21 protein-coding genes and 4 pseudogenes are annotated in these 26,116 nt (G+C 40.6%); 21 read left to right on the top strand and 4 right to left on the bottom strand.

The window, feature by feature from the left end:
- The first annotated feature begins 92 nt into the window (after window positions 1–92).
- The 7 genes from D8803_RS07175 to D8803_RS07145 all read left to right on the top strand — a co-directional run bounded on the left by D8803_RS07175 (window position 93) and on the right by D8803_RS07145 (window position 10,000).
- A complete protein-coding gene (locus D8803_RS07175) occupies window positions 93–3,194 on the top strand; it encodes a DNA polymerase III subunit alpha (RefSeq protein ID WP_131200698.1) in 3,102 nt (1,033 codons plus the stop codon).
- A gap of 80 nt (window positions 3,195–3,274) precedes the next feature.
- The gene (gene pfkA / locus D8803_RS07170) at window positions 3,275–4,282 is read left to right on the top strand and encodes a 6-phosphofructokinase (protein WP_125453625.1); all 1,008 of its coding nucleotides are present in this window, start codon (window positions 3,275–3,277) and stop codon (window positions 4,280–4,282) included.
- Window positions 4,283–4,347: 65 nt separating this feature from the next.
- Window positions 4,348–5,853 (top strand): pyruvate kinase, encoded by a 1,506-nt coding sequence (pyk, locus tag D8803_RS07165; RefSeq protein ID WP_125453624.1) that lies wholly within the window; start codon window positions 4,348–4,350, stop codon window positions 5,851–5,853.
- 174 nt (window positions 5,854–6,027) lie between these two features.
- Complete coding sequence (locus D8803_RS07160; protein ID WP_061416732.1) at window positions 6,028–7,287, top strand: UDP-N-acetylglucosamine 1-carboxyvinyltransferase; 1,260 nt, start codon at window positions 6,028–6,030, stop codon at window positions 7,285–7,287.
- A gap of 15 nt (window positions 7,288–7,302) precedes the next feature.
- On the top strand, window positions 7,303–7,854 hold the full coding sequence (locus D8803_RS07155) for a GNAT family N-acetyltransferase (RefSeq protein WP_131200697.1): 552 nt from the start codon (window positions 7,303–7,305) through the stop codon (window positions 7,852–7,854).
- Window positions 7,847–9,124 (top strand): CBS-HotDog domain-containing transcription factor SpxR, encoded by a 1,278-nt coding sequence (gene spxR / locus D8803_RS07150; protein ID WP_131200696.1) that lies wholly within the window; start codon window positions 7,847–7,849, stop codon window positions 9,122–9,124. The genes D8803_RS07155 and spxR overlap by 8 nt, the downstream gene beginning before the upstream one ends.
- A 15-nt stretch (window positions 9,125–9,139) precedes the next feature.
- Entirely contained in the window at window positions 9,140–10,000 is an 861-nt protein-coding gene (locus tag D8803_RS07145; protein ID WP_125453621.1) for a methionyl aminopeptidase, read from the top strand.
- Window positions 10,001–10,037: 37 nt separating this feature from the next.
- Here the strand turns inward: D8803_RS07145 and D8803_RS07140 are convergent.
- Window positions 10,038–10,175: pseudogene (locus tag D8803_RS07140) on the bottom strand (transposase); the annotation flags it as partial.
- A gap of 144 nt (window positions 10,176–10,319) precedes the next feature.
- Here D8803_RS07140 and ccdA2 (D8803_RS07135) point away from each other — a divergent pair.
- From ccdA2 (D8803_RS07135) to D8803_RS07105, 7 genes and pseudogenes are all read left to right on the top strand, one after another.
- A complete protein-coding gene (gene ccdA2, locus D8803_RS07135; RefSeq protein WP_125453620.1) occupies window positions 10,320–11,030 on the top strand; it encodes a thiol-disulfide oxidoreductase-associated membrane protein CcdA2 in 711 nt (236 codons plus the stop codon).
- Between the two features lie 13 nt (window positions 11,031–11,043).
- The gene (locus tag D8803_RS07130) at window positions 11,044–11,607 is read left to right on the top strand and encodes a redoxin family protein (protein ID WP_061416741.1); all 564 of its coding nucleotides are present in this window, start codon (window positions 11,044–11,046) and stop codon (window positions 11,605–11,607) included.
- A 9-nt stretch (window positions 11,608–11,616) separates the two neighbouring features.
- Window positions 11,617–12,729 (top strand): peptide-methionine (R)-S-oxide reductase MsrB, encoded by a 1,113-nt coding sequence (msrB, locus tag D8803_RS07125; protein ID WP_125453619.1) that lies wholly within the window; start codon window positions 11,617–11,619, stop codon window positions 12,727–12,729.
- 70 nt (window positions 12,730–12,799) lie between these two features.
- Complete coding sequence (locus D8803_RS07120; protein WP_131200695.1) at window positions 12,800–13,537, top strand: response regulator; 738 nt, start codon at window positions 12,800–12,802, stop codon at window positions 13,535–13,537.
- A complete protein-coding gene (locus D8803_RS07115; protein WP_131200694.1) occupies window positions 13,534–15,225 on the top strand; it encodes a sensor histidine kinase in 1,692 nt (563 codons plus the stop codon). Before D8803_RS07120 ends, D8803_RS07115 begins: the two co-directional genes overlap by 4 nt.
- 110 nt (window positions 15,226–15,335) lie before the next feature.
- Complete coding sequence (locus D8803_RS07110) at window positions 15,336–15,899, top strand: TIGR01440 family protein (RefSeq protein ID WP_131200693.1); 564 nt, start codon at window positions 15,336–15,338, stop codon at window positions 15,897–15,899.
- Between the two features lie 55 nt (window positions 15,900–15,954).
- A pseudogene (locus D8803_RS07105) lies at window positions 15,955–16,493 on the top strand (AAA family ATPase).
- 367 nt (window positions 16,494–16,860) lie between these two features.
- On the opposite strand, the pseudogene D8803_RS07095 reads toward D8803_RS07105, so the two are convergent.
- Window positions 16,861–17,094, bottom strand: a pseudogene (locus tag D8803_RS07095) (IS5/IS1182 family transposase); the annotation flags it as partial.
- A gap of 217 nt (window positions 17,095–17,311) precedes the next feature.
- On the opposite strand from D8803_RS07095, the gene ccdA2 (D8803_RS07090) reads away from it, so the two are divergent.
- Window positions 17,312–18,019, top strand: a complete 708-nt coding sequence (gene ccdA2, locus D8803_RS07090; protein WP_125453614.1) for a thiol-disulfide oxidoreductase-associated membrane protein CcdA2 — start codon at window positions 17,312–17,314, stop codon at window positions 18,017–18,019.
- A 12-nt stretch (window positions 18,020–18,031) separates the two neighbouring features.
- Window positions 18,032–18,577 carry a thiol-disulfide oxidoreductase-associated lipoprotein SdbB gene (sdbB, locus tag D8803_RS07085; protein ID WP_125453613.1) on the top strand — a complete coding sequence of 182 codons (546 nt, stop codon included), beginning with the start codon at window positions 18,032–18,034 and terminating at the stop codon, window positions 18,575–18,577.
- Between the two features lie 26 nt (window positions 18,578–18,603).
- On the opposite strand, the gene pbp3 is transcribed toward sdbB, so the two are convergent.
- Window positions 18,604–19,848 carry a D-alanyl-D-alanine carboxypeptidase PBP3 gene (pbp3, locus tag D8803_RS07080; protein ID WP_131200692.1) on the bottom strand — a complete coding sequence of 415 codons (1,245 nt, stop codon included), beginning with the start codon at window positions 19,846–19,848 and terminating at the stop codon, window positions 18,604–18,606.
- A 104-nt stretch (window positions 19,849–19,952) separates the two neighbouring features.
- Here pbp3 and D8803_RS07075 point away from each other — a divergent pair, with 104 nt between their 5' ends.
- The 4 genes from D8803_RS07075 (at window position 19,953) to ffh (ending at window position 24,554) form a co-directional block, all read left to right on the top strand.
- A complete protein-coding gene (locus tag D8803_RS07075) occupies window positions 19,953–21,068 on the top strand; it encodes an AI-2E family transporter (RefSeq protein WP_038806157.1) in 1,116 nt (371 codons plus the stop codon).
- Between the two features lie 232 nt (window positions 21,069–21,300).
- The gene (tuf, locus tag D8803_RS07070; RefSeq protein WP_001040719.1) at window positions 21,301–22,497 is read left to right on the top strand and encodes an elongation factor Tu; all 1,197 of its coding nucleotides are present in this window, start codon (window positions 21,301–21,303) and stop codon (window positions 22,495–22,497) included.
- A gap of 141 nt (window positions 22,498–22,638) precedes the next feature.
- On the top strand, window positions 22,639–22,971 hold the full coding sequence (locus D8803_RS07065; protein WP_000402066.1) for a putative DNA-binding protein: 333 nt from the start codon (window positions 22,639–22,641) through the stop codon (window positions 22,969–22,971).
- 11 nt (window positions 22,972–22,982) lie between these two features.
- Window positions 22,983–24,554 (top strand): signal recognition particle protein, encoded by a 1,572-nt coding sequence (gene ffh, locus D8803_RS07060; protein ID WP_131200691.1) that lies wholly within the window; start codon window positions 22,983–22,985, stop codon window positions 24,552–24,554.
- A gap of 168 nt (window positions 24,555–24,722) precedes the next feature.
- On the opposite strand, the pseudogene D8803_RS09830 reads toward ffh, so the two are convergent.
- Window positions 24,723–24,938, bottom strand: a pseudogene (locus tag D8803_RS09830) (site-specific integrase); the annotation flags it as partial.
- Here D8803_RS09830 and D8803_RS07050 point away from each other — a divergent pair.
- Entirely contained in the window at window positions 24,856–25,194 is a 339-nt protein-coding gene (locus D8803_RS07050) for a restriction endonuclease subunit R (RefSeq protein ID WP_223805117.1), read from the top strand. The pseudogene D8803_RS09830 and the gene D8803_RS07050 sit on opposite strands and share 83 nt — an antisense overlap.
- Window positions 25,195–26,116 lie beyond the last annotated feature (922 nt).

Below are 26,116 nucleotides of genomic sequence, written 5' to 3'. Positions count from 1 at the left end.
TGAAGTCACTTTAAAAGGAATGGTCTCTACCTTTTCATTCTAGTTTTTAAAATGGTATAATAGTACTATATCTAAAGCAAGGGGGAGAAGAAATGATTGCACAGCTCGACACAAAGACTGTTTATAGTTTTATGGAAAGTGTGGTTTCGATTGAAAAATACGTTCAAACGGCTAAAGAGTATGGCTATTCTCACCTTGCTATCATGGATGTGGATAATCTCTATGGGGCTTATCATTTTATAGAAGTGACTCGAAAATATGGACTCCAACCTTTAATTGGTCTTGAAATGTCCTTGATCAAAGATGAGGAGAATATTTCTTTCCGTTTTCTAGCTCTATCCACTAAAGGGTATCAAGAGTTGATGAAGTTATCCACTTTAAAAATGACTGGACGGAAAAATTGGTCTGACTTCACCTCCCACCTCGAAGATGTGGCCATTATTGTTCCCTATTTTAATGGGGTCGAACAGCTGGATTTAGGGCATGATTATTTTATCGGTGTCAGTCCAGATACTCCTCAAGAAGTCTTTACTAGATCCATTCTTCCACTCTATCAAGTCAACTCTTTTGAAAAAGAAGACCTACAGGTTTTACAAATCTTGTCAGCAGTCAAGGACAATGTCAGCCTGAGAGAAGTGGATCTGCATTCACAACAGGGAATCTTTCTACCTGCCTCAGATTTAGAAGCTCGGTTTAAAAATCGCTTCCCTCAGGCTCTTGCCAATCTTCAGGATTTGATAGAGAATGTAAGCTATCAAATCGATCCAAGTTTAAAACTTCCTCGCTTTAATCCTGAAAGACCAGCGGTGGAAGAGCTTCGAGCAAGAGCTGAGCAAGGCTTGAGTGACAAGGGGATAACCTCAGCTATCTATCATGAGCGACTGAATGAGGAATTAGCTGTGATTCATGATATGGGCTTTGATGACTATTTCCTTGTGGTTTGGGATTTGCTCCGTTTTGGACGTTCCCAAGGCTACTATATGGGAATGGGGCGCGGTTCTGCGGTTGGTAGTCTGGTGGCTTACTCACTTGATATCACAGGAATTGACCCGGTTGAAAAGAACTTGATTTTCGAGCGCTTTTTAAATCGTGAGCGCTACACCATGCCCGATATCGATATCGACATTCCTGACCTCTATAGACCAGAGTTCATTCGCTATGTTCGTGATCGCTACGGTAGTCAACACGTGGCGCAGATTGTCACTTATTCGACCTTTGGGGCAAAACAAGCAATTCGTGATGTTTTCAAACGTTATGGTGTCCCAGAGTACGAATTAACAAATATTACGAAAAAAATTAGTTTCCGAGATACGCTAACCACGGCCTATGAAAAGAATTTACAGTTTAGGCAGGTCATCAATAGTAAGATTGAATATCAAAAAGCTTTTGAGATTGCTCGGAAGATTGAAGGATATCCTCGTCAGACCTCTATCCATGCGGCTGGAGTCGTTATGAGTGACCAAGACCTGACGGACTATATTCCGCTCAAATACGGTGAGGATATGCTGATCACCCAGTATGATGCTCATGGAGTTGAAGCCAATGGACTTCTAAAAATGGATTTCCTAGGTCTGCGTAACTTAACTTTTGTCCAAAAAATGCAGGAATTACTGGCTGAGTCAGAGGGTGTTCATCTGAAAATCGAAGAGATTGATTTGGAAGACAAGGAAACTCTGGCCCTCTTTGCTGCTGGAAATACCAAGGGGATTTTCCAATTTGAACAACCTGGCGCCATTCGACTCTTGAAACGAGTTCAGCCGCAAGTCTTTGAAGAGGTAGTAGCAACGACCTCGCTCAACAGACCAGGGGCAAGCGATTATATTGATAACTTTGTCGCTCGTAAGCACGGCAAAGAAAAGGTGACGGTGCTGGATTCTGCCTTGGAGGACATCCTGTCATCAACCTACGGTATTATGCTTTACCAAGAGCAAGTTATGCAGGTGGCTCAGCGCTTTGGAGGCTTCAGCCTTGGTAAAGCCGACATTCTCAGACGAGCCATGGGTAAGAAAAATGCTAAAGAGATGCATTTGATGAAGGAAGATTTTATCTCTGGAGCTATGAAATTGGGGTATTCTGAAGAAAAAGCCAATCAAGTTTTTGCAGTGATGGAAAAGTTTGCGGGCTATGGATTTAACAGATCCCACGCCTACGCCTACTCAGCCCTGGCTTTCCAGCTCGCTTATTTTAAAACCCATTATCCTGCTATTTTCTTCCAAGTCATGTTGAATTATTCAAGCAGTGATTACATTGTAGATGCATTGCAGATGGGCTTTGAAGTAGCGCCTTTAGCAATAAACAGCATTCCCTATCATGATAAAATTGCTCAGAAGAAAATCTATCTTGGTTTGAAAGCCATTAAGGGGCTTCCAAGAGATTTTTCTTACTGGATTATTGAAAACCGTCCTTTCTCAAGTATCGAAGATTTCGTCACACGTCTTCCTAAAAATTACAAGAAACTATCGCTTTTGACTCCTTTGGTTGAACTGGGACTCTTTGATGAATTTGACAAGAACCGCCAGAAAATCCTAGTGAATCTGCCCAACCTATTTGTCTTTGTTGAGGAGTTAGGAGGACTCTTTGCAGATGCAAACTATAGTTGGACTGAAGCTGATGATTTTACAGAGGCAGAAAAATTTTACAAGGAGCAGGAACTGATCGGGGTAGGTATTAGTGCCCATCCTCTCCAAACTCTTGCCAAACAAGCCCTATATCCGACGACGCCAATCACTAATCTAACCGAGGGAGCTCAAGCCACTCTCCTAGTTGAAGTTCAAAAGATTAAAGTGATTCGAACCAAGAAAGGCGAGAGTATGGCCTTTCTACAGGTTCATGATAGTAAGTCTCGGATGGATGTAACTGTATTTTCAGACCAATATAGAAAATTTGCTTCCATTTTATCCGAAGGGAAATTTTACTATATCAATGGTAAAGTTCAATCTCGAGATGGTCGTCTGCAAATGATTGCACAAGATTTGAAAGAAGCAGTCGCTGAACGATTCTGGATTCAAGTTAAAAATCACGACAACGATAAAGAGATTTCAAATATCTTGGAACAATATAAAGGCCCTATTCCTGTCATTATCAGGTATGTAGAGGAAGAAAAAACAATTGTTTCCTCCTGTCATTTTGTAAAAAAAGACCCTGCTTTACAGGAAAAATTAGAGGGAATTGCTATGAAAACGATTTATCGCTAAAAATACGAAAAATAGAAGAATTTTCAAATGAAATGTGGTATAATCAATAGGAATGTTAAAAGAAAAAGGAGCAAAACCAAATGAAACGTATTGCTGTTTTGACTAGCGGTGGAGACGCCCCTGGTATGAACGCTGCCATCCGTGCAGTAGTTCGTCAAGCAATCTCAGAAGGAATGGAAGTCTTTGGTATCTATGATGGATACGCAGGGATGGTTGCCGGTGAAATCTATCCACTTGATGCTGCTTCAGTTGGAGACATCATTTCACGTGGTGGTACTTTCCTTCACTCTGCTCGTTACCCTGAGTTTGCACAACTTGAAGGTCAACTTAAAGGGATTGAGCAGTTGAAAAAACACGGGATCGAAGGTGTCGTTGTAATCGGTGGTGACGGTTCTTATCACGGAGCTATGCGCTTGACTGAGCATGGATTCCCAGCTATCGGTCTGCCTGGTACAATTGATAATGATATCGTAGGTACTGATTTCACAATTGGATTTGATACTGCAGTTACGACTGCAATGGATGCGATTGATAAGATTCGTGATACATCATCAAGTCACCGTCGTACTTTCGTTGTAGAAGTAATGGGACGTAACGCTGGTGATATCGCGCTTTGGGCAGGTATTGCTACTGGTGCCGATGAAATCATTATTCCTGAAGAAGGCTTCAACATGGAAGAAATCGTAGCTAGCATCAAAGCTGGTTATGAACACGGTAAGAAACACAACATCATCGTCTTGGCGGAAGGTGTTATGTCAGCAGCTGAATTTGGTCAAAAACTAAAAGAAGCTGGAGACACTAGTGACCTTCGTGTAACTGAACTTGGTCACATCCAACGTGGTGGTTCACCAACTGCGCGTGACCGCGTCTTGGCGTCACGCTTGGGAGCACATGCTGTTAAACTCCTCAAACAAGGAATCGGTGGTGTAGCTGTTGGTATTCGTAATGAGAAAATGGTTGAAAATCCAATTCTTGGGACAGCAGAAGAGGGAGCTTTGTTTAGCTTGACTGAAGATGGCAAGATCGTGGTGAACAACCCGCACAAAGCTGATCTTGGACTTGCTAGCTTGAACAAAAGCTTGTCATAATCAACTTTAACTAATCTGGTAAAATGACCATAAAAGGTCAAATTATATAAAGGAGTCACAAAATCATGAACAAACGTGTAAAAATCGTTGCAACTTTGGGTCCTGCGGTAGAAATCCGTGGTGGTAAAAAATTCGGTGATGACGGGTACTGGGGAGAAAAACTTGACGTTGAAGCTTCAGCTCAAAATATTGCGAAATTGATTGAAGCAGGAGCGAACACTTTCCGTTTCAACTTCTCACACGGTGACCACCAAGAACAAGGTGAGCGTATGGCAACTGTTAAACTTGCTGAAAAACTTGCAGGTAAGAAAGTTGGTTTCCTTCTTGATACAAAAGGACCAGAAATCCGTACTGAATTGTTTGAAGGTGACGCAAAAGAATACTCATACAAAACTGGTGAAAAAATCCGTGTTGCAACTAAACAAGGAATCAAATCAACTCGCGATGTGATTGCTTTGAACGTTGCTGGTGCTCTTGACATCTACGATGATGTTGAAGTTGGTCGCCAAGTATTGGTTGACGATGGTAAACTTGGTCTTCGTGTTGTTGCTAAAGACGATGCAACTCGTGAATTTGAAGTAGAAGTTGAAAACGACGGAATTATCGCTAAACAAAAAGGTGTAAACATCCCTAACACTAAAATTCCTTTCCCAGCTCTTGCTGAACGTGACAACGATGATATCCGTTTCGGTTTGGAACAAGGTATCAACTTCATCGCGATCTCATTTGTACGTACTGCTAAAGACGTGAATGAAGTTCGTGCAATCTGTGAAGAAACTGGTAACGGTCACGTTCAATTGTTCGCTAAAATCGAAAACCAACAAGGTATCGACAACTTGGATGAAATCATTGAAGCTGCTGACGGTATCATGATCGCTCGTGGTGACATGGGTATCGAAGTACCATTCGAAATGGTTCCAGTTTACCAAAAAATGATCATCACTAAAGTGAACGCAGCTGGTAAAGTTGTTATCACAGCAACAAACATGCTTGAAACAATGACTGAAAAACCACGTGCAACTCGTTCAGAAGTATCAGACGTATTTAACGCTGTTATTGACGGAACTGACGCAACAATGCTTTCAGGTGAATCTGCAAACGGTAAATACCCACTTGAATCTGTTCGTACAATGGCAACAATTGACAAGAATGCTCAAACCCTATTGAAAGAATACGGTCGTTTGTCATCAGTTAACTTGGCACGTAATTCTAAGACTGAAGTTATGGCATCAGCTGTTAAGGATGCAACTAACTCAATGAATATCAAGTTGATTGTTACCCTTACTAAGACTGGTCACACTGCACGCTTGATTTCTAAATACCGTCCAGATGCAGATATCTTGGCAATCACTTTCGATGAATTAACTCAACGTGGATTGATGTTGAACTGGGGTGTTATCCCAGTAACAACTGAACGTCCATCAAACACTGATGATATGTTCGAACTTGCCGAAAAGATTGCAGTAGAACAAGGTTTGGTAGAATCTGGTGATGATATGATTATCGTTGCAGGTGTGCCACTTGGAGAAGCTGTTCGTACAAACACAATGCGTATCCGTACAGTACGTTAATCTAAACTTTTAAAAGCCTATCATACCAAGCTTTTGTGCTTGTATGATGGGTCTTTTTTCTATTTTAGAAGATAAAAAGAGGGAGAATTTTATTAAACAGAAATGGGAAAAATAGGAGAACTATGGTATAATAGAATGTAAAGACCTTTTTAGTAAATTTTGAAAGAGTATAACATGAGAAAAATTGTCATCAATGGTGGACATCCATTGCAAGGTGAGATCACCATTAGCGGTGCTAAGAATAGTGTTGTAGCATTAATCCCTGCTATTATACTGGCAGATGATGTTGTCACTTTGGATTGTGTCCCAGATATTTCAGACGTTGCTAGTCTTGTAGAAATTATGGAAATCATGGGAGCGAAAGTAAAACGCTACGATGATGTTTTGGAGATTGATCCTAGAGGTGTTCAGAATATTCCAATGCCTTACGGCAAGATCAATAGCCTTCGTGCTTCTTATTATTTCTATGGTAGTCTTTTAGGTCGTTTTGGTGAAGCCACGGTTGGACTTCCTGGCGGATGTGATCTTGGTCCTCGTCCGATTGACCTTCACTTAAAAGCCTTCGAAGCCATGGGAGCTAAGGTGAGCTATGAGGGAGATAATATGAATTTATCTGCCCAAGGTAAGGGACTTCACGGCGCAAGTATTTACATGGATACCGTCAGTGTTGGTGCAACGATTAATACCATGATTGCGGCTGTTAAGGCTAAGGGACGTACTGTCATTGAAAATGCAGCTCGTGAACCAGAAATCATCGATGTAGCTACACTTTTGAACAACATGGGGGCCCACATTCGTGGTGCGGGGACTGATATTATCATTATTGATGGTGTCGAGAAACTTCATGGAACGCGCCACCAAGTCATTCCAGACCGTATTGAAGCCGGAACCTATATATCACTTGCTGCAGCGGTTGGTAAAGGAATCCGTATTAACAACGTCCTCTATGAACACTTAGAAGGCTTTATCGCCAAACTAGAAGAAATGGGCGTTCGTATGACGGTCTCAGAAGACAGTATCTTCGTTGAAGAGCAGTCTGATTTGAAGGCCATCAATATCAAAACAGCTCCCTATCCAGGATTTGCAACCGATTTGCAACAACCAATCACACCACTTTTACTAACTGCTCAAGGTCGTGGTACTATTATTGATACTATTTACGAAAAACGTGTCAACCATGTCTTTGAGTTAGCAAAAATGGATGCAGATATTGCGACTACAAATGACCATATTTTCTACACTGGTGGGCGAATTCTACATGGTGCCAAGGTGAAAGCTACAGACTTGCGAGCTGGTGCTGCACTTGTGATTGCTGGACTGATGGCTCAAGGCCAGACTGAAATTACAAATATTGAGTTTATCCTTCGTGGCTATTCAGATATTATTGAAAAATTACGTAGTCTTGGAGCAGATATTACACTCGTCGAAGACTAAGCCGTTGAGGTGATTATGAATATTTGGACCAAATTAGCAATGTTTTCTTTCTTTGAAACGGAACGCTTGTATTTGCGTCCTTTCTTTTTTAGTGACAGTCAAGCGTTTTACGATATTGCTTCAAATCCGGAAAATCTGCAGTTTATTTTTCCCAGTCAAGCAAGTTTGGAAGAAAGTCAGTACGCACTTGCTAACTATTTTATGAAGAATCCTCTAGGTGTTTGGGCAATCTGCAAGCAAGCCAATCAGGAAATGATTGGTTCCATCAAGTTTGAAAAAATAGACGAAATAAAAAAAGAAGCTGAGATTGGATATTTCTTAAAAAAGGATTCTTGGTCTCAAGGTTTTATGACAGAAGTGGTTACCAAGCTTTGTCAGCTTTCCTTTGAAGAATTTGGTTTAAAACAATTATCCATCATCACTCATTTAGAGAATCAAGCTAGTCAGAAAGTAGCCTTAAAATCGGGATTTAATCTCTTTCGCCAATTCAAGGGGAGTGACCGCTATACTCGTAAAATGAGAGACTACCTTGAATTTCGATACGTTAAAGGAGAATTCAGTGAGTAAACACCAAGAAATCTTAAGTTATCTGGAAGAGTTACCAATAGGGAAGAGAGTTAGTGTTCGCAGTATTTCCAATCACCTAGGTGTTAGTGATGGGACAGCTTATCGTGCCATTAAAGAAGCTGAAAACCGTGGAATTGTAGAAACTCGACCTCGTAGTGGAACCATTCGTGTCAAATCTCAGAAAGTGGCTATTGAAAAACTGACCTATGCTGAAATTGCAGAAGTCACCTCCTCTGAAGTCTTGGCTGGTCAGGAAGGGCTGGAGAGAGAGTTTAGCAAATTCTCCATTGGGGCTATGACAGAGCAGAATATCTTGTCCTATCTGAATGATGGTGGTTTGTTAATCGTCGGAGACCGTACTCGTATTCAACTTCTGGCTTTGGAAAATGAAAATGCGGTTCTCGTGACGGGTGGTTTTCATGTGCACGAGGATGTACTAGCTCTTGCCAATAAAAAGGGTATTCCTGTCCTGAGAAGTAAGCATGATACTTTTACAGTAGCGACCATGATCAACAGAGCTCTCTCAAATGTTCAAATCAAAACCGATATTCTGACAGTTGAAAAGCTCTATCGTCCCAGTCATGAGTATGGTTTTTTGAGAGAAACGGATACAGTAAAAGACTATTTAGACTTGGTCCGCAAGAATCGAAGTAGTCGTTTCCCAGTCATCAATCAGCATCAAGTGGTTGTGGGAGTTGTTACCATGCGTGACGCAGGGGACAAATCCCCTAGCACGACGATTGACAAGGTGATGACGCGCAGCATTTTCGTGACAGGATTAGCGACCAATATTGCCAATGTCAGTCAACGAATGATTGCAGAAGACTTTGAGATGGTTCCGGTAGTGAGAAGCAATCAAACTTTGCTCGGAGTTGTAACGAGACGAGATGTCATGGATAAGATGAGTCGCTCTCAGGTTTCGGCTTTGCCGACTTTTTCAGAGCAAATCGGTCAAAAGTTGTCTTATCATCACGACGAAGTTGTGATTACAGTTGAGCCCTTTATGCTTGAGAAGAACGGAGTTTTGGCAAATGGTGTTCTTGCTGAAATTTTAACTCACATGACACAGGATTTGGTGGCAAATAGCAGACGCAATTTAATCATTGAGCAGATGCTAATTTACTTCTTACAAGCTGTTCAGATAGATGATACTTTGCGGATTCAGGCACGTATTATTCACCACACGAGACGTTCGGCTATTATTGATTATGACATTTATCATGGTCATCAGATTGTATCAAAAGCAAACGTTACAGTTAAAATCAATTAGAATCTAGGAGAAAAAATGATAACTTTAAAATCAGCACGTGAAATCGAAGCCATGGACAAGGCTGGTGATTTCCTAGCAAGTATCCATATCGGCTTACGTGATTTGATTAAGCCAGGCGTGGATATGTGGGAAGTTGAAGAGTACGTTCGTCGACGTTGTAAAGAGGAAAATTTCCTTCCTCTACAGATTGGTGTGGATGGTGCAGTCATGGATTACCCCTATGCCACTTGTTGCTCTCTTAACGACGAAGTTGCTCATGCTTTTCCACGTCATTACATCTTGAAAGATGGAGATTTGCTCAAGGTTGATATGGTTTTGGGAGGTCCTATTGCCAAATCCGATCTCAATGTATCTAAACTCAACTTTAACAATGTTGAGCAAATGAAAAAATACACTCAGAGCTATTCTGGTGGTCTAGCTGACTCATGTTGGGCTTATGCGGTTGGTACACCATCTGAAGAAGTGAAAAACCTGATGGACGTAACCAAGGAAGCTATGTATAAAGGGATTGAGCAAGCAGTTGTTGGAAATCGTATCGGTGATATCGGTGCAGCCATTCAAGAATACGCTGAAAGTCGCGGTTACGGTGTCGTACGTGATTTGGTTGGTCACGGTGTCGGTCCAACTATGCACGAAGAGCCAATGGTTCCTAACTACGGTATTGCAGGTCGTGGACTCCGTCTCCGTGAAGGAATGGTACTAACCATTGAACCCATGATTAATACTGGTGACTGGGAAATCGATACAGATATGAAGACTGGCTGGGCTCATAAGACTATTGATGGTGGCCTATCTTGTCAATATGAACACCAGTTTGTGATTACCAAAGACGGCCCTGTTATCCTGACCAGTCAAGGTGAAGAAGGAACGTATTAAAATGGGCTCTTTGTCAACTGTAGTGGGTTGAAGTCAGCTAAGATCGAGAAAGGACGAATTTCGTCCTTTCTTTTTTGATGTTGAGAGCGATGAAAATCCTTTTTTTGAAATTTTCAAAATTCCGAAAACCAAAGGCATTTCGTTTGATGAGTTTAATGAGATTATTAGTCGCTTTTCATTATAGATCTTATGGGACTTTTTTTGTGCCAGATTTCTGAATAAACTGATTAAATTCCTATTTTTCCCTATCATTGTCCCTGTTTTTTCTGGAGTTTTGGAGCTATAATAGTCCTATCAAATCAAAGAATGGAGGAAGGCAATGGACAATGTAATCTTTTTTATCAGTGTTTTTCTTGCTGGAATTCTTTCCTTCTTTTCTCCTTGTATCTTACCCTTGTTACCTGTCTATGCAGGGGTCTTGTTGGATGACAAAGATGGTGCTCAGGATTCTAGCGGAAAATTTTCAATCTCACTTGTAAGTTTATTGCGAACTCTGGCCTTTATAGCGGGGATCTCTTTTATCTTTATCTTACTGGGCTATGGAGCTGGTTTTTTAGGCAATTTGCTGTATGCTTCTTGGTTTCAGTATGTGACGGGTGCGATTATCATTCTCTTGGGCTTGCACCAGATGGAAGTCTTACATTTGCAGGGGCTCTACAAGGAAAGAAGGCTACAATTAAAGAGACAAGGGCAAAAGGGTAACGGCTATAGTCAGGCATTTTTACTGGGGTTGACCTTTAGTTTTGCTTGGACGCCATGTGTGGGGCCGGTTCTGGGGTCTGTTTTGGCCTTGGCGGCTTCAGGTGGCTCAGGTGCTTGGCAGGGAGCTGGTCTCATGTTGGTTTACACGCTGGGTTTGGCGCTACCATTTTTAGTTCTAGCTCTCGCCTCCAGCTATGTTTTGAAACATTTCCGAAAACTGCATCCTTACCTCGGAATCCTCAAAAAAGTGGGTGGTTTCCTCATTATCCTGATGGGAATCTTGGTGCTTTTGGGAAATGCTTCCATTTTGACTACATTATTTGAATAGAGAGGAAAAAGAAATGAAAAAATGGCAAACATGTCTCCTTGGAGTAGGCTCAATCTGTTGCTTGGCAGCCTGTTCGGCTAAAAACATGTCAGACGAGTCTACTATGAAGGAGCAATCCAAAACAGAACAAGTTAGTTCACAAACTGCGACTAAAGGTCAGGAAGTCGCTGATTTTGAACTGACAGGTGTAGATGGCAAGACCTATCGTTTGTCTGATTACAAGGGCAAGAAAGTCTATCTCAAATTCTGGGCTTCTTGGTGTTCCATCTGTCTAGCCAGCCTTCCAGATACGGATGAAATTGCTAAAGAAGCTGGTGATGACTATGTGGTCTTGACAGTGGTGTCTCCTGGACACAAGGGGGAGCAATCTGAAGCGGACTTTAAGAATTGGTACAAGGGATTGGATTATAAAAATTTTCCAGTTTTAATTGATCCACCAGGTAAACTCTTGGAAAGTTATGGTGTCCGTTCTTATCCGACTCAAGCCTTTATAGACAAGGAAGGCAAGCTGGTCAAAACGCAACCAGGTTTTATGGATAAGGATATGATTTTAAAAGAATTGAAAGAAATGGGGTAGAGAAAGGCTATGAATGATAAAGTAAAACTTTTTGTCTTGGCAGGGGTCATTCTCCTAGCCATAACCGGTTTCTATTTTCTATTGACGCGAAATGCAGGGCAGACAGATAGCTCGCAAATTGAGAAAGCATCAGTTAGCCAAGGAGGAAAAACAGTGAAAAAAACAGAAGTGAGCAAAGACGCAGACTTGCACGAAATTTATCTAGCTGGGGGATGTTTCTGGGGAGTGGAGGAATACTTCTCACGCGTTCCCGGAGTGACAGATGCCGTTTCAGGTTATGCAAACGGTAGAGGGGAAACAACCAAGTACGAATTGATCAATCAAACAGGACATGCAGAGACTGTCCATGTCACCTATGATGCCAATCAAATTTCCCTCAAGGAACTCCTGCTTCATTACTTCCGCATCATTAATCCAACCAGCAAAAATAAACAAGGAAATGATGTGGGGACCCAGTACCGTACCGGTGTTTATTACACAGATGACAAGGATTTAGAGGTGATTAATCAAGTCTTTGATGAGGTGGCTAAGAAATACGATCAACCTCTGGCAGTTGAAAAGGAAAACTTGAAGAATTTTGTGGTGGCTGAGGATTATCACCAAGACTACCTAAAGAAAAATCCAAATGGCTACTGTCATATCAATGTCAATCAGGCTGCCTACCCCGTCATCGATGCCAGCAAATATCCTAAACCAAGTGATGAGGAATTGAAGAAGACCTTGTCACCTGAGGAGTATGTAGTTACCCAGAAAAATCAAACAGAACGGGCCTTTTCAAACTGCTATTGGGATAAATTTGAATCCGGTATCTATGTGGATGTCGCAACTGGCGAACCTCTCTTTTCATCAAAGGACAAGTTTGAGTCTGGTTGTGGTTGGCCTAGTTTCACCCAACCAATCAGTCCAGATGTTGCTACCTACAAGGAAGATAAGTCCTACAATATGACGCGCATGGAAGTGAGAAGCCGAGTTGGAGATTCTCACCTTGGCCATGTCTTTACAGATGGGCCTCAGGACAAGGGGGGCTTACGCTACTGTATCAATAGTCTCTCTATTCGCTTTATTCCCAAAGACCAAATGGCAGAAAAAGGTTATGCCTATTTACTAGATTATGTTGATTAAGAAGTCTTTCCTAAGCAGTTAGAGGAGAATTTTGCTATACTGATACTAGTAAGTGGTAAAGGAGCAGAGCATGACCTACACAATCTTAATCGTAGAAGATGAGTATCTGGTAAGACAAGGCTTGACTAAACTGGTCAATGTAGCAGCCTACGATATGGAAATCATCGGTCAGGCTGAAAATGGAAGACACGCTTGGGACTTGATTCAAAAGCAGGTTCCGGATATCATTTTAACCGATATCAACATGCCTCAGCTAAATGGCATCCAGTTGGCTAGTCTAGTCCGAGAAACCTATCCTCAGGTGCATTTGGTCTTTTTGACGGGCTACGATGATTTTGATTATGCCTTGTCTGCTGTCAAACTAGGTGTCGATGACTATCTGCTCAAGCCCTTTTCTCGTCAGGATATTGAGGAAATGCTGGGGAAAATCAAGCAAAAACTAGACAAGGAAGAAAAGGAAGAGCAGTTACAAGATTTACTGACCGATAGGTTTGAAGGAAACATAGCCCAGAAGATCCAGTTTCATCTGGCTGATAGCCAGTTTAGTTTAAAGAGCTTGGCCAGTGAATTGGGTTTTAGTTCGACCTATCTGAGCTCCTTGATTAAGAAAGAGTTGGGCCTACCTTTTCAGGATTATTTGGTGCGAGAACGTGTCAAACAAGCCAAGCTTTTGCTCTTGACAACGGATTTAAAGATTTATGAGATAGCCGAAAAGGTTGGTTTTGAAGATATGAACTACTTTACCCAACGCTTTAAACAGATTGCAGGTGTGACCCCTCGTCAGTTTAAGAAGGGGGAAGGTCAATGAAACGTTCTTCTCTCCTAGTCAGAATGGTTATTTCTATCTTTCTGGTCTTTCTCATTCTCCTAGCTCTGGTTGGGACTTTCTACTATCAATCTAGTTCATCGGCCATTGAGACTACCATTGAAGGCAATAGTCAAACGACTATCAGTCAAACTAGCCATTTTATCCAGTCTTATATCAAAAAATTAGAAACCACCTCTACCAGTTTGACCCAGCAGAAGGATGTGCTAGCCTATGCTGAGAATCCCAGTCAAGACAAGGTCAAGGAAATCCGAGATCTGTTTTTGACTATCTTAAAGGCAGACCAGGACTTGAAAACGGTGGTACTGGTCACCAAATCCGGTCAGGTTATTTCTACAGATGACAGTGTGCAGATGAAAACCTCCTCTGATATGATGGCCGAGGATTGGTACCAAAAGGCCATTCATCAGGGAGCCAAGCCAGTTTTAACCCCAGCTCGTAAATCGGATAGTCAGTGGGTTATTTCTGTCACTCAGGAACTTGTTGATGCAAAGGGAGCTAATTTGGGTGTGCTTCGTTTGGATATTTCTTATGAAACTCTGGAAGCCTATCTCAATCAACTCCAGTTGGGTCAGCAGGGTTTTGCCTTTATCATCAATGAAAAGCATGAATTTGTCTACCATCCGCAACACACAGTTTATAGTTCGTCTAGCGAAATGGAGGCCATGAAACCCTATATTGAGACAGGGCAGGGTTATACTCCAGACCACCAATCCTATGTGAGTCAGGAAAAAATTGCAGGAACTGATTGGACGGTTATAGGTGTGTCTTCACTGGAGAAGTTAGACCAGGTTCGGAGTCAACTTATGTGGACCTTGCTTGGTGCTAGTGTCACGTCTCTATTTGCCTGTCTCTGCTTGGTGTGGTTTAGTCTCAAACGCTGGATTGCCCCTTTGAAGGATTTGAGAGAAACCATGCTGAAAATTGCTTCTGGTTATCAGAATCTTCGTGCCAAGGAAGCAGGTGCCTCTGAACTGAGAGAAGTGACTCGCCAGTTTAATGCCATGTTGGATCAGATTGATCAGCTGATGGCAGCTATTCGCAGACAGGAAGAAACGACCAGGCAGTATGAACTTCAAGCCTTGTCAAGTCAGATTAACCCCCATTTTCTCTATAATACTTTGGACACTATCATCTGGATGGCTGAATTTCAGGACAGTCAGCGAGTGGTTCAGGTGACCAAGTCCTTGGCAACCTATTTCCGCTTGGCGCTCAATCAAGGTAAGGACTTGATTTGCCTGTCTGATGAAATCAATCATGTCCGCCAGTACCTCTTTATCCAGAAACAACGTTATGGGGATAAGCTGGAGTATGAAATTGCTGAAGATCCTGACTTTGATAATTTAGTCTTGCCTAAACTGGTGCTACAACCCCTTGTAGAAAATGCCCTTTATCACGGCATCAAGGAGAAAGATGGACAGGGACATATTAAAGTTTCCGTCCATAAAAAGGATTCAGGGCTTGTCATCCGCATTGAGGATGATGGTGTTGGTTTCCAAGCTGCTGGCGATAGTAGTCAAAGTCAGCTCAAACGTGGGAGAGTTGGTCTTCAAAATGTCGACCAACGACTCAAACTTCATTTTGGAGACAATTACCAGATGAAGATCAATTCTGCACCCGAAAAAGGGACGACAGTTGAAATATACATAAATAGGATAGAAACTAGCTAACTCCCAGTTCATTCTGGGAGTTTTACTTTTAAAAATCTGAATGATTAGTCCGCCTTGATAAAATCATTAAAAAAAGATATGATAGTAGGAGAAAAATGAGGTTAAGAGTGATGGACAAAAGTAGAATTAAAACAGAAACACAGCAGGTAATTGAAGATGTTTTGGAAAAGATAGGATTGCGTGAAGGAAGTCTCTTTGTCTTAGGTCTATCCTCTAGCGAAGTTTTAGGGGGCCAGATTGGCAAGGAATCCAGCCAAGAAATTGGAGAAATCATTGTGAAAACCATCCTAGATATTCTAGAGAAAAGAGGAACTCATCTAGCTGTTCAAGGCTGTGAACATGTTAATCGGGCCCTAGTCGTTGAACGTCAGGTGGCAGAGCAGTTTGGTCTAGAAATCGTCAGCGTCCTTCCGACTCTTCATGCAGGCGGTTCGGGTCAACTAGCTGCCTTTAAGTTTATGAAAGACCCTGTTGAGGTGGAGTTCATCAAGGCTCATGCTGGATTGGATATCGGAGATACCGCAATTGGCATGCATGTCAAGCATGTGCAGGTTCCGATTCGACCAGTTTTGCGTGAGATTGGACATGCCCATGTAACCGCTCTCGCTAGCCGTCCCAAACTCATCGGGGGTGCGCGTGCACAGTATCCAGAAGACTTCATAAGAAAGTCATAAGTGGGCTGAAAGTTATCGTAAATTAGAGATGTTTCAAGTATGTAGAGGTATAAGGTTGGAAAATTGTGTTTATATCGTTTCAGGGCCCCCAGGCGTTGGAAAGAGCACTGTCAGCAAAGAGTTGGCCTATTCTTTTGACAAAAGTGCAGTGATAGAGGGGGATATGATTTACTTAATGATTAAAGGAGGTCTCGTAGCTCCTTGGGAAGATGATGGATTTTACATGGATTTTACATGGATTTATTCTGGGATAATATCATCAGTCTGACCAATAATTTCTTGGATCGTGGCATTACTGTTGTGATAGAGTATGTCATATTTGAAGATCAACTGAAGAAAATTGCAGCCTTCTTAAAAGAAAAACGAATTAAGCTAAAATATTGTGTCCTAATGGCTCAAGAAGAAACCTTGAAAGATAGGGACTCTTCTCGAAAAGAAATTGAGAGAACAGGCGATTTATCAATCCAAGCAAGAAATGAGTTTCTAGCTAAAAATAGTGAGAAACATCATTTTCTATTCACAGATGATTTAGATGTCAAGGAAACGGTAAACATCATTAAAACTTCAAATCAATTTTTAATTTCTGAACAGTAAAAGACAGGGAGAGTAAGGGTACAGAAACCAAGACTCTCCCTGTGTTTTTGTTGAATTCTTGTGCAAAGTACTCCAAACAAGACCATCTTTTACAAGAAGAAGGGATGCTATCTGATGGAAAATTGCCAAAAGTAGAAAAAACCAATTTAGAGAAGAATTTTCGTTATGGAAATCAGTAAACAAAGCTGGATTTAGCTGTTCTAGGTCCGCCTTTTTGTGCTATACTTAAGATATGCATAGAAAAACAGTGATTGATTTTAGGGCTTTGGGGGAGAGATTCACCTTTACCCAGCCGATCAAAGAGTTAAAAACGAGAGACTTAGCAGAAGTCGCGGACCTGCTGGCACAGGTGGAAAGCTACCAAGAGCATGGAACGGATACCGTAGAAACATTGGATGAGAGGGATTTTAACCAGCATAACAGGGTCTAAACTAGGACGACCTTTATCTTCAGAATAAGTATCTGCGACTAAGTCATAGATGAAGGAAAAATCGATCACTTGCTCAACCTGATGAAGAAAATGGGCTTGCGGAACGAGTTCATCTAGCGTGTAAAAACCAACTTGATTGCGGTTATATTCGAGATTTTCTTTGTGAAACATAGGGAACACCTCACAACTTTTCTTACCTCTATTATACGACTTTACACAAAGAAAAGCCCTTAGAAATTTGTAGTCTAAGGACTTTGTCTTCAATCTGAGGAGCTTAGCTCCTTTTTTGTGTTAAGTTTAGATAAAATAGACAAGCGTAGCAAAGTTGTCACAAATTTTTTCTTTTGTAGTAAAATAAGATTAGAATTTTGTGAAAGTAGGTAATTCGTTGGAGTCGATTATATTTCTAGTATCCGTTTTTTTAGCAGGAATCCTGTCCTTCTTTTCACCTTGTATCTTCCCTTTGCTACCTGTCTATGCTGGTATTCTGCTAGATGATCAGGGAAATTCGAAAAGTTTTCGCTTTTTTGGAAGAGACGTTGCCTGGTCAGGCTTAATTCGGACCTTGTGCTTTATTGCAGGAATCTCCCTCATTTTCTTTATTTTGGGATTTGGTGCTGGATTCCTAGGGCACATGCTCTATGCAGACTGGTTTCGTTATGCGATGGGGACAGTCATTGTCCTTTTAGGCCTTCACCAGATGGAAATCTTGCATTTTAATAAACTGGAAGTTCAAAAGACAGTCACCTTCAAACAATCAAAGTCTAATCACTATCTGTCAGCCTTTTTGCTTGGGATAACCTTTAGTTTTGGTTGGACCCCTTGTATCGGACCAGTTTTGAGTTCGGTCTTGGCTCTTGCAGCTTCTGGAGGGAATGGTGCTTGGCAAGGAGCCTTACTAACCTTAGTGTACACATTGGGAATGGCCCTTCCTTTCCTTGTTCTGGCCTTGGCTTCGGGATGGATCATGCCCTATTTTAGCAAATTAAAACCCCATATGATCCTACTAAAGAAAATCGGGGGAGCCTTGATTATTTTGATGGGATTATTATTAATGCTCGGGCAGTTAAATGCCTTGTCAGGAATTCTTGGATAAAAGGAGAAAAAGATGAAAAAAGTTATTTTTGCTGGATTGAGCCTCATGTCTCTATTCTTGTTGATTGCCTGTGGTGAAAAAGAAACCAAACAAACGGAAAATCCCAAACAGTCTACTGTACAGCAAATCGCGGTCGGTAAGGATGCGCCAGACTTCACCTTGCAGTCTATGGATGGCAAAGAAGTCAAGTTATCAGACTATAAAGGGAAAAAGGTCTATTTAAAATTCTGGGCTTCTTGGTGTGGACCTTGTCGAAAGAGTATGCCCGAGTTGATGGAATTAGCTGCAAAACAAGATCGAGACTTTGAAATCTTGAGTGTCATTGCACCAGGACTACAAGGTGAAAAAACAGTTCAAGACTTCCCAAAATGGTTTCAAGAACAAGGCTACAAGGATATACCAGTTTTGTATGATACCCAAGCAACCGCCTTTCAAGCCTACCAAATTCGTAGTATTCCAACGGAATACTTGATTGACAGTCAAGGTAAAATTGGAAAAATCCAATTTGGTGCTATTAGAAATGCTGATGCAGAAGCAGCTTTTAAAGAGATGAAATAAAAAAATCGCGAAGAATCGCGATTTTTTTATAGTTTTTCATTGATAAAACGGATGAATTGATTCCACCAAACTTTCAAAAAGAAGGCTTTTTCTACTTTCTTTTCAGCGACCATTTCAAAAGAAGGTTTTTCAGAAGTGAGATAACCTTGACCGACCAAATCTTGGTCATCATAGGTTAAATGACCAACAACAGTTTCAGCTTCTAGTGGCGCTGTCTCGGCCTTGGTTTTTGGAGTGAACTGCAGGCTTGATGATGCTCGACTTCCCAATCGTTGTATGATAGTGATATCAGATTTAGTAACAGCAGTTACGGTATCTTCCTTCCCATCAAGTACAGAAACTTTGCTATCTTTGTAGGCCTCTCCCTTCTGGACAATTGTTTTGAGAGCATAATTAGATGTTATATAGTCCAAAAGAGAAGAAGTAGCAGTAAAGCGAGCGTAAGGATTACTGTTTTGCTGGTCAGCGTTTAAGACAACTGTGATGATTCGCATACCTTTTTCGGTAGTTGTTCCAACGAAAGAAGCTCCTGCCTTGTCTGTTGTACCAGTTTTGAGCCCATCAACTCCACCTCGATATGCTGGCATTCCTTCCAACATATAGTTAGTAGAGTGAATTTCCATACCAGCAAATGTTGATGAAGATTTCTTGGTGATTTCTAAAACTTGAGGGTAATCTCTGATGAGGTTTCGAGCGATGATTGCAACATCGTAAGCACTTAGTTTGTTTTCCTCATCCTTTTTAGAACCAGGATAGATATTATTTCCAAGTGTTTCGTTATTAAGTCCAGTAGTATTGACAATAGTAGCATCTTGGATGCCCCATTCAAGAAGTTTCGCCCTCATCTTGTCAACGAAGTCTTTCTCTGAACCAGCAATTTTTTCAGCAAGAGCAATGGCTGCACTATTGGCACTTGATACTAGAGTTGCTTCCAATAATTGTTCCACTGTATACTTGCGCGCTTCCATAGGAACATTACTAGCCTCAGAATTGGTTGTAAGTTGGTATGGATAGTCAGAGATATCAACTGGGGTAGATAGGCTAATGGTCCCTTGTTCCAAGGCTTCATAGACTAGGTAGACAGTGAGAATCTTGGTGATAGAAGCAATTTCTACAGGCTGATTTGCATCTTTCTCGTAGAGGATTTTTCCAGTTGTAGCCTCGACAGCAATGGCATGTTTAGCAGCAACGTCAAAATCTTGCGCAGATACAGTGGGGATGGCTGTACCAAAAATGATAAGAGTTAGTAAGGTTAAAATTATTTTCTTCATAGTAGTTTTATTCTATCACAAAGCGAAAAAATATTCTCGTTTTTATAGTAAAGCCATCTTATCTTTTTGAAGAATTATGGTAAAATAGAAGGAAGGAGGCGCCTATGTTCCGTAGAAACAAGTTATTTTTTTGGACAGCTGAAATTTTACTATTAACTCTTATTTTCTATCTTTGGAGAGAGATGGGAGCGATTGTCACACCTTTTGTGATGGTAGCTAATACCATTATGATTCCATTTTTGCTCGGAGGATTCTTCTATTACCTGACAAATCCCATCGTAACATTTCTAGAAAAGAAATGTAAAGTCAATCGTTTGATAGGTGTGCTCATCACACTTTGTGCCTTGATTGGTACAATAGTAGTAGGGGTAGTCTACTTGCTACCGATTTTGATTAATCAGTTGACAAGCTTGATTATTTCTAGCCAGAATATCTATAGCCGCTTGCAAGATTTGATATATGATTTATCAATGAATCCAATCTTTCAAAATATTGATATTCAAAAAACCATTCAACAGTTAAATTTATCTTACGTTGATATTTTACAAAATATTCTCAACAGTGTGAGCAATAGTTTAGGCAGCGTTCTTTCAGCCTTGTTTAGTACTGTTTTGATTCTCATTATGACACCAGTCTTTTTGATTTATTTCTTGCTTGATGGTCATAAGTTCCTCCCGATGTTGGAACGAACAGTCCTAAAACATGATAAATTAAACTTTTCCAGTCTCTTGAAGAATTTGAACGCCACTGTCGCACGTTATATCAGTGGAATTGCGATTGATGCGGTTATTATCGGGTGTTTGGCCTATATTGGATACAGTACGATAGGGTTGAAATATGCTCTAGTCTTTGCTATTTTTTCTGGTTTGGCAAATCTGATTCCTTATGTTGGACCAAGTATCGGTCTGATTCCTATGATTATTGCCAATGTCTTTACTGATCCGCACAGAGTTCTCATTGCAGTAATTTATATGCTGATTATCCAACAGGTGGATGGGAATATCCTATACCCTCGTATCGTTGGAGGGGTTATGAAGGTTCATCCAATCACCATTCTGGTCCTTCTCTTACTTTCTAGCAATATTTATGGTGTTATCGGAATGATTGTAGCAGTGCCAACTTATTCTATCCTAAAAGAAATTACGAAGTTCTTGGCGAAATTATATGAAAATCATAAAGAAGCCAAAGAAAAAGAACTGGAAAAATCAGAATCAATCTAAAAATCAGGGAGGCCTGATTTTTTTGATAAAAAGACTTGAGGTTAGACTGGTCAAAAGTGTTTTAAATGATTCTGTTGGAAAAGAATGGGAAATTATGAGATTTAGAATAATTCACAAAATGTGTGTAAAACACTTGCAATTTAGCTGAAATTTGATAAAATAGTAAGGAAAGTTAGACTGTATTGCCTACTGTCTATCTATAAAATATATTTTATTGGAGGCTTTTACTCAAATGGCAAAAGAAAAATACGATCGTAGTAAACCACACGTTAACATTGGTACTATCGGACACGTTGACCACGGTAAAACTACCCTAACTGCAGCTATCACAACTGTTTTGGCACGTCGCTTGCCTTCAGCAGTTAACCAACCTAAAGACTATGCGTCTATCGATGCTGCTCCAGAAGAACGCGAACGCGGTATCACTATCAACACTGCGCACGTTGAGTACGAAACTGAAAAACGTCACTATGCCCACATCGACGCTCCAGGACACGCGGACTACGTTAAAAACATGATCACTGGTGCCGCTCAAATGGACGGAGCTATCCTTGTAGTAGCTTCAACTGACGGACCAATGCCACAAACTCGTGAGCACATCCTTCTTTCACGTCAGGTTGGTGTTAAACACCTTATCGTCTTCATGAACAAAATTGACTTGGTAGACGACGAAGAATTGCTTGAATTGGTTGAAATGGAAATCCGTGACCTCTTGTCAGAATACGACTTCCCAGGTGACGATCTTCCAGTTATCCAAGGTTCAGCTCTTAAAGCTCTTGAAGGTGACTCTAAATACGAAGACATCATCATGGAATTGATGAACACTGTTGATGAGTACATCCCAGAACCAGAACGTGACACAGACAAACCATTGCTTCTTCCAGTCGAAGACGTATTCTCAATCACTGGACGTGGTACAGTTGCTTCAGGACGTATCGACCGTGGTACTGTTCGTGTTAACGACGAAATCGAAATCGTTGGTATCAAAGAAGAAACTCAAAAAGCAGTTGTTACTGGTGTTGAAATGTTCCGTAAACAACTTGACGAAGGTCTTGCCGGAGATAACGTAGGTGTCCTTCTTCGTGGTGTTCAACGTGACGAAATCGAACGTGGACAAGTTATCGCTAAACCAGGTTCAATCAACCCACACACTAAATTTAAAGGTGAAGTCTACATCCTTACTAAAGAAGAAGGTGGACGTCACACTCCATTCTTCAACAACTACCGTCCACAATTCTACTTCCGTACTACTGACGTTACAGGTTCAATCGAACTTCCAGCAGGTACTGAAATGGTAATGCCTGGTGATAATGTGACTATCGACGTTGAGTTGATCCACCCAATCGCCGTAGAACAAGGTACTACATTCTCTATCCGTGAGGGTGGACGTACTGTTGGTTCAGGTATGGTTACAGAAATCGAAGCTTAATTCGATTTAGTTCCCAGAAGAACAATTATTTAAGTCAGACACTAAAAGAATCTTGCTTTGCAAGGTTCTTTTTTCATTCTATTTTTTTAAGAAGGCCTTCTAGTATAGCGATATGATAGATTTTTTGGTATAATAAAGGTTATGGAAATCGAAAAAACCAATCGCATGAATGCACTTTTTGAATTTTATGCCGCGCTCTTGACGGACAAGCAGATGAACTACATTGAGCTTTATTATGCTGATGATTATAGTCTTGCTGAGATTGCTGAAGAGTTTGGTGTCAGTCGTCAAGCTGTTTATGATAATATCAAGCGGACAGAAAAGATTTTGGAAGACTATGAGATGAAACTGCACATGTATTCGGACTACATTGTTCGCAGTCAGATTTTTGACCAGATCTTAGAGCGTTATCCCAAGGATGACTTTCTGCAGGAGCAGATAGAAATTTTAACAAGTATTGATAATAGAGAATAAGAGGAAGAAAAATGGCATTTGAAAGTTTAACAGAACGTTTACAGAACGTCTTTAAAAATCTACGTAAAAAAGGAAAAATCTCTGAGGCGGATGTCCAAGAAGCAACCAAAGAAATTCGTTTGGCCTTGCTTGAAGCCGACGTTGCCTTGCCTGTTGTAAAAGACTTTATCAAGAAAGTTCGTGAACGTGCAGTCGGACACGAAGTTATTGATACCCTCAATCCTGCGCAACAGATTATCAAAATTGTTGATGAAGAACTGACAGCTGTTTTAGGTTCCGATACTGCTGAGATTATCAAGTCACCTAAGATTCCAACGATTATCATGATGGTCGGTTTGCAAGGGGCTGGTAAAACAACCTTTGCTGGTAAGCTGGCTAATAAACTCAAGAAGGAAGAAAATGCTCGTCCTTTGATGATTGCGGCGGATATCTATCGTCCAGCAGCCATCGATCAGCTGAAAACACTAGGACAGCAGATTGATGTACCAGTGTTTGCTCTTGGTACTGATGTACCAGCTGTTGAGATTGTCCGTCAAGGTTTGGAGCAAGCGCAAGCCAATCACAACGACTATGTCTTGATCGATACGGCAGGGCGTTTACAAATCGATGAACTTCTCATGAATGAGCTTCGTGACGTTAAGGCCTTAGCCCAACCAAACGAAATTCTCCTCGTCATTGATGCCATGATCGGTCAGGAAGCAGCTAATGTTGCCCGTGAGTTTAATGCTCAGTTGGAAGTAACTGGTGTCATCCTTACCAAGATTGATGGGGATACTCGTGGTGGTGCGGCTTTGTCTGTCCGCCACATCACTGGTAAACCTATCAAGTTCACTGGTACGGGTGAAAAGATTACAGATATTGAAACCTTCCACCCAGACCGTATGTCAAGCCGTATCCTTGGTATGGGGGATATGCTGACCTTGATTGAGAAAGCTTCTCAGGAATACGATGAGCAAAAAGCCCTTGAAATGGCTGAAAAAATGCGTGAAAACACCTTTGATTTCAATGATTTCATCGATCAATTGGATCAGGTGCAAAATATGGGGCCGATGGAAGATTTGCTCAAGATGATTCCAGGTATGGCTAACAATCCTGCCCTTCAAAACATGAAGGTGGATGAGCGTCAGATTGCTCGTAAACGTGCCATCGTGTCTTCCATGACACCTGAAGAACGTGAAAATCCTGATTTGTTAAATCCAAGTCGTCGTCGTCGTATTGCTGCTGGATCTGGAAATACTTTTATTGAAGTGAATAAATTCATCAAGGACTTTAACCAGGCCAAACAGCTCATGCAAGGCGTCATGTCTGGAGATATGAACAAGATGATGAAGCAGATGGGCATTAATCCAAATAACCTCCCTAAAAATATGCCAAATATGGGTGGAATGGATATGTCTGCCCTTGAAGGCATGATGGGACAGGGTGGCATGCCTGACTTGTCAGCTCTTGGAGGAGCAGGAATGCCAGATATGAGCCAGATGTTTGGTGGTGGACTCAAAGGTAAAATCGGTGAATTTGCCATGAAACAGTCTATGAAACGCATGGCTAACAAAATGAAAAAAGCTAAGAAGAAACGCAAATAAAAAGGGAAGCAGAAGTGCTACCTAAAAAAGAACTCTGATTCCGATTCAGAGTTCTTTTGTGTTTGATTGGTTTATTCCCACTCAACGGTTGCAGACTCCTTGGAAATCTCTATCTAATAGGCTTTTTAGGGAGTTAGTAATTCTTTGGTGGGTTTTTTGGTGGGAATGTTATTTAGAAATTGATTGGTTCCCGTTGAAATGTACTAAGCTAGAAGATGGGAAAGAAACATTAATAATTCCGACCATTTCATTAGTGATAGCTTCATCAGCGCCATCCCATAGATGCGAGTAGTGTTTCAAGGTGATTTCAGGAGAAGAGTGTCCTAAACGTTTTGATAGAATAAGTACAGAAACATTTAATTCATTAATTAACAGTGATGCATGGCAGGAAAACAGACAAATGAATCTTGTAAAAGAATTTGCGACAGAGTGGGGATTAGATAATCAACTACTTACTAAATTACTTAAATCTTATGACTTGAAAAAGCCAGAAGAAATTCCATTCAGGGAAGATCTCGTAAAAACACTTGAAACAACTAAGGCAACGAGTGAATTGTCTGGAAGCAAGCTCAAACTTAATATGGAGCTAAACAAAGTCCTTCCAAATTGGATGCAGGAAGTGAAGATGAAGTATAAATAAAAAGAAAAGAGGTCCAGATTTATCTTGAGCTATTTTTAAAATGTATATATTTCAAATTTAACAAAATGATGAAGGATTTTATATCTTTTATAATACCTTATCTCTATTTATATCATTATAGATTCGTTTAGTTGTTGATAAGTTGCTTCAAACAATTAATACTTGCTTGTAAACAGAGTAATTAATTACTACTTATTTTACAGGATGAACTAGGTATTAAATCACAAAATTATTTATATCGGATATATAAACTCTTTCCTTTAGTGTGTCTCCTTGAGAGAAGTCGATATAATCTATGGTCAAGACAATAAATTTGGTAAGTTCAAATCATATGGAAAGGAATAAAAACTCATATTTCTCAAAATAGCACTGTCATCATCAATAGTTTTCCTTAATCACTTTGTCAACCTGTTCGTAATCATATATCATATGATTTTAATGAACGAGCCATCATTGGTTGTAATTTCTCTAAGCACATTTGGTTCTATGGATTTAAAGTATATAAGTCACTCTATCAGGCTATAGTCTGAATTATATTGTGATACGTAGCTTAGCTGATAATATTAGGGCCGTTGATGACTTACTAGAAAATTGTTCTTAACGGTATTAGCATATTTAGGTTATCTTAGTTATGAACTTAGAAATCATTTAAAACAGCAAGGTTACTATCTTTGGACCCCATTACGTCAAAATATGGGAGGAGTTATACAAGACAATTGTTGGAACTCTTGGTTATGAGATGAATCATTGAAACGCGATTAGCAGACCTTTCTACTATTTTTGTTGTTATTTAGTCACCAACTAGATGATTAACAGGATTGTAGTTGAGAATTGAGCGAATTATATTTGCTTATAACCTGAGATGATTAAAAATTAACTAGCATAACGAGTGAAAAAGTAGTATAATAATATTAAATTATAA

Origin of the sequence: Streptococcus oralis (assembly GCF_003943385.1) — a bacterium.
Taxonomy (GTDB): Bacteria; Bacillota; Bacilli; order Lactobacillales; family Streptococcaceae; genus Streptococcus; species Streptococcus oralis_CA.
The sequence above is the reverse complement of the archived record's forward strand: the minus strand, read 5'-3'. Positions and strand labels throughout refer to the sequence as shown.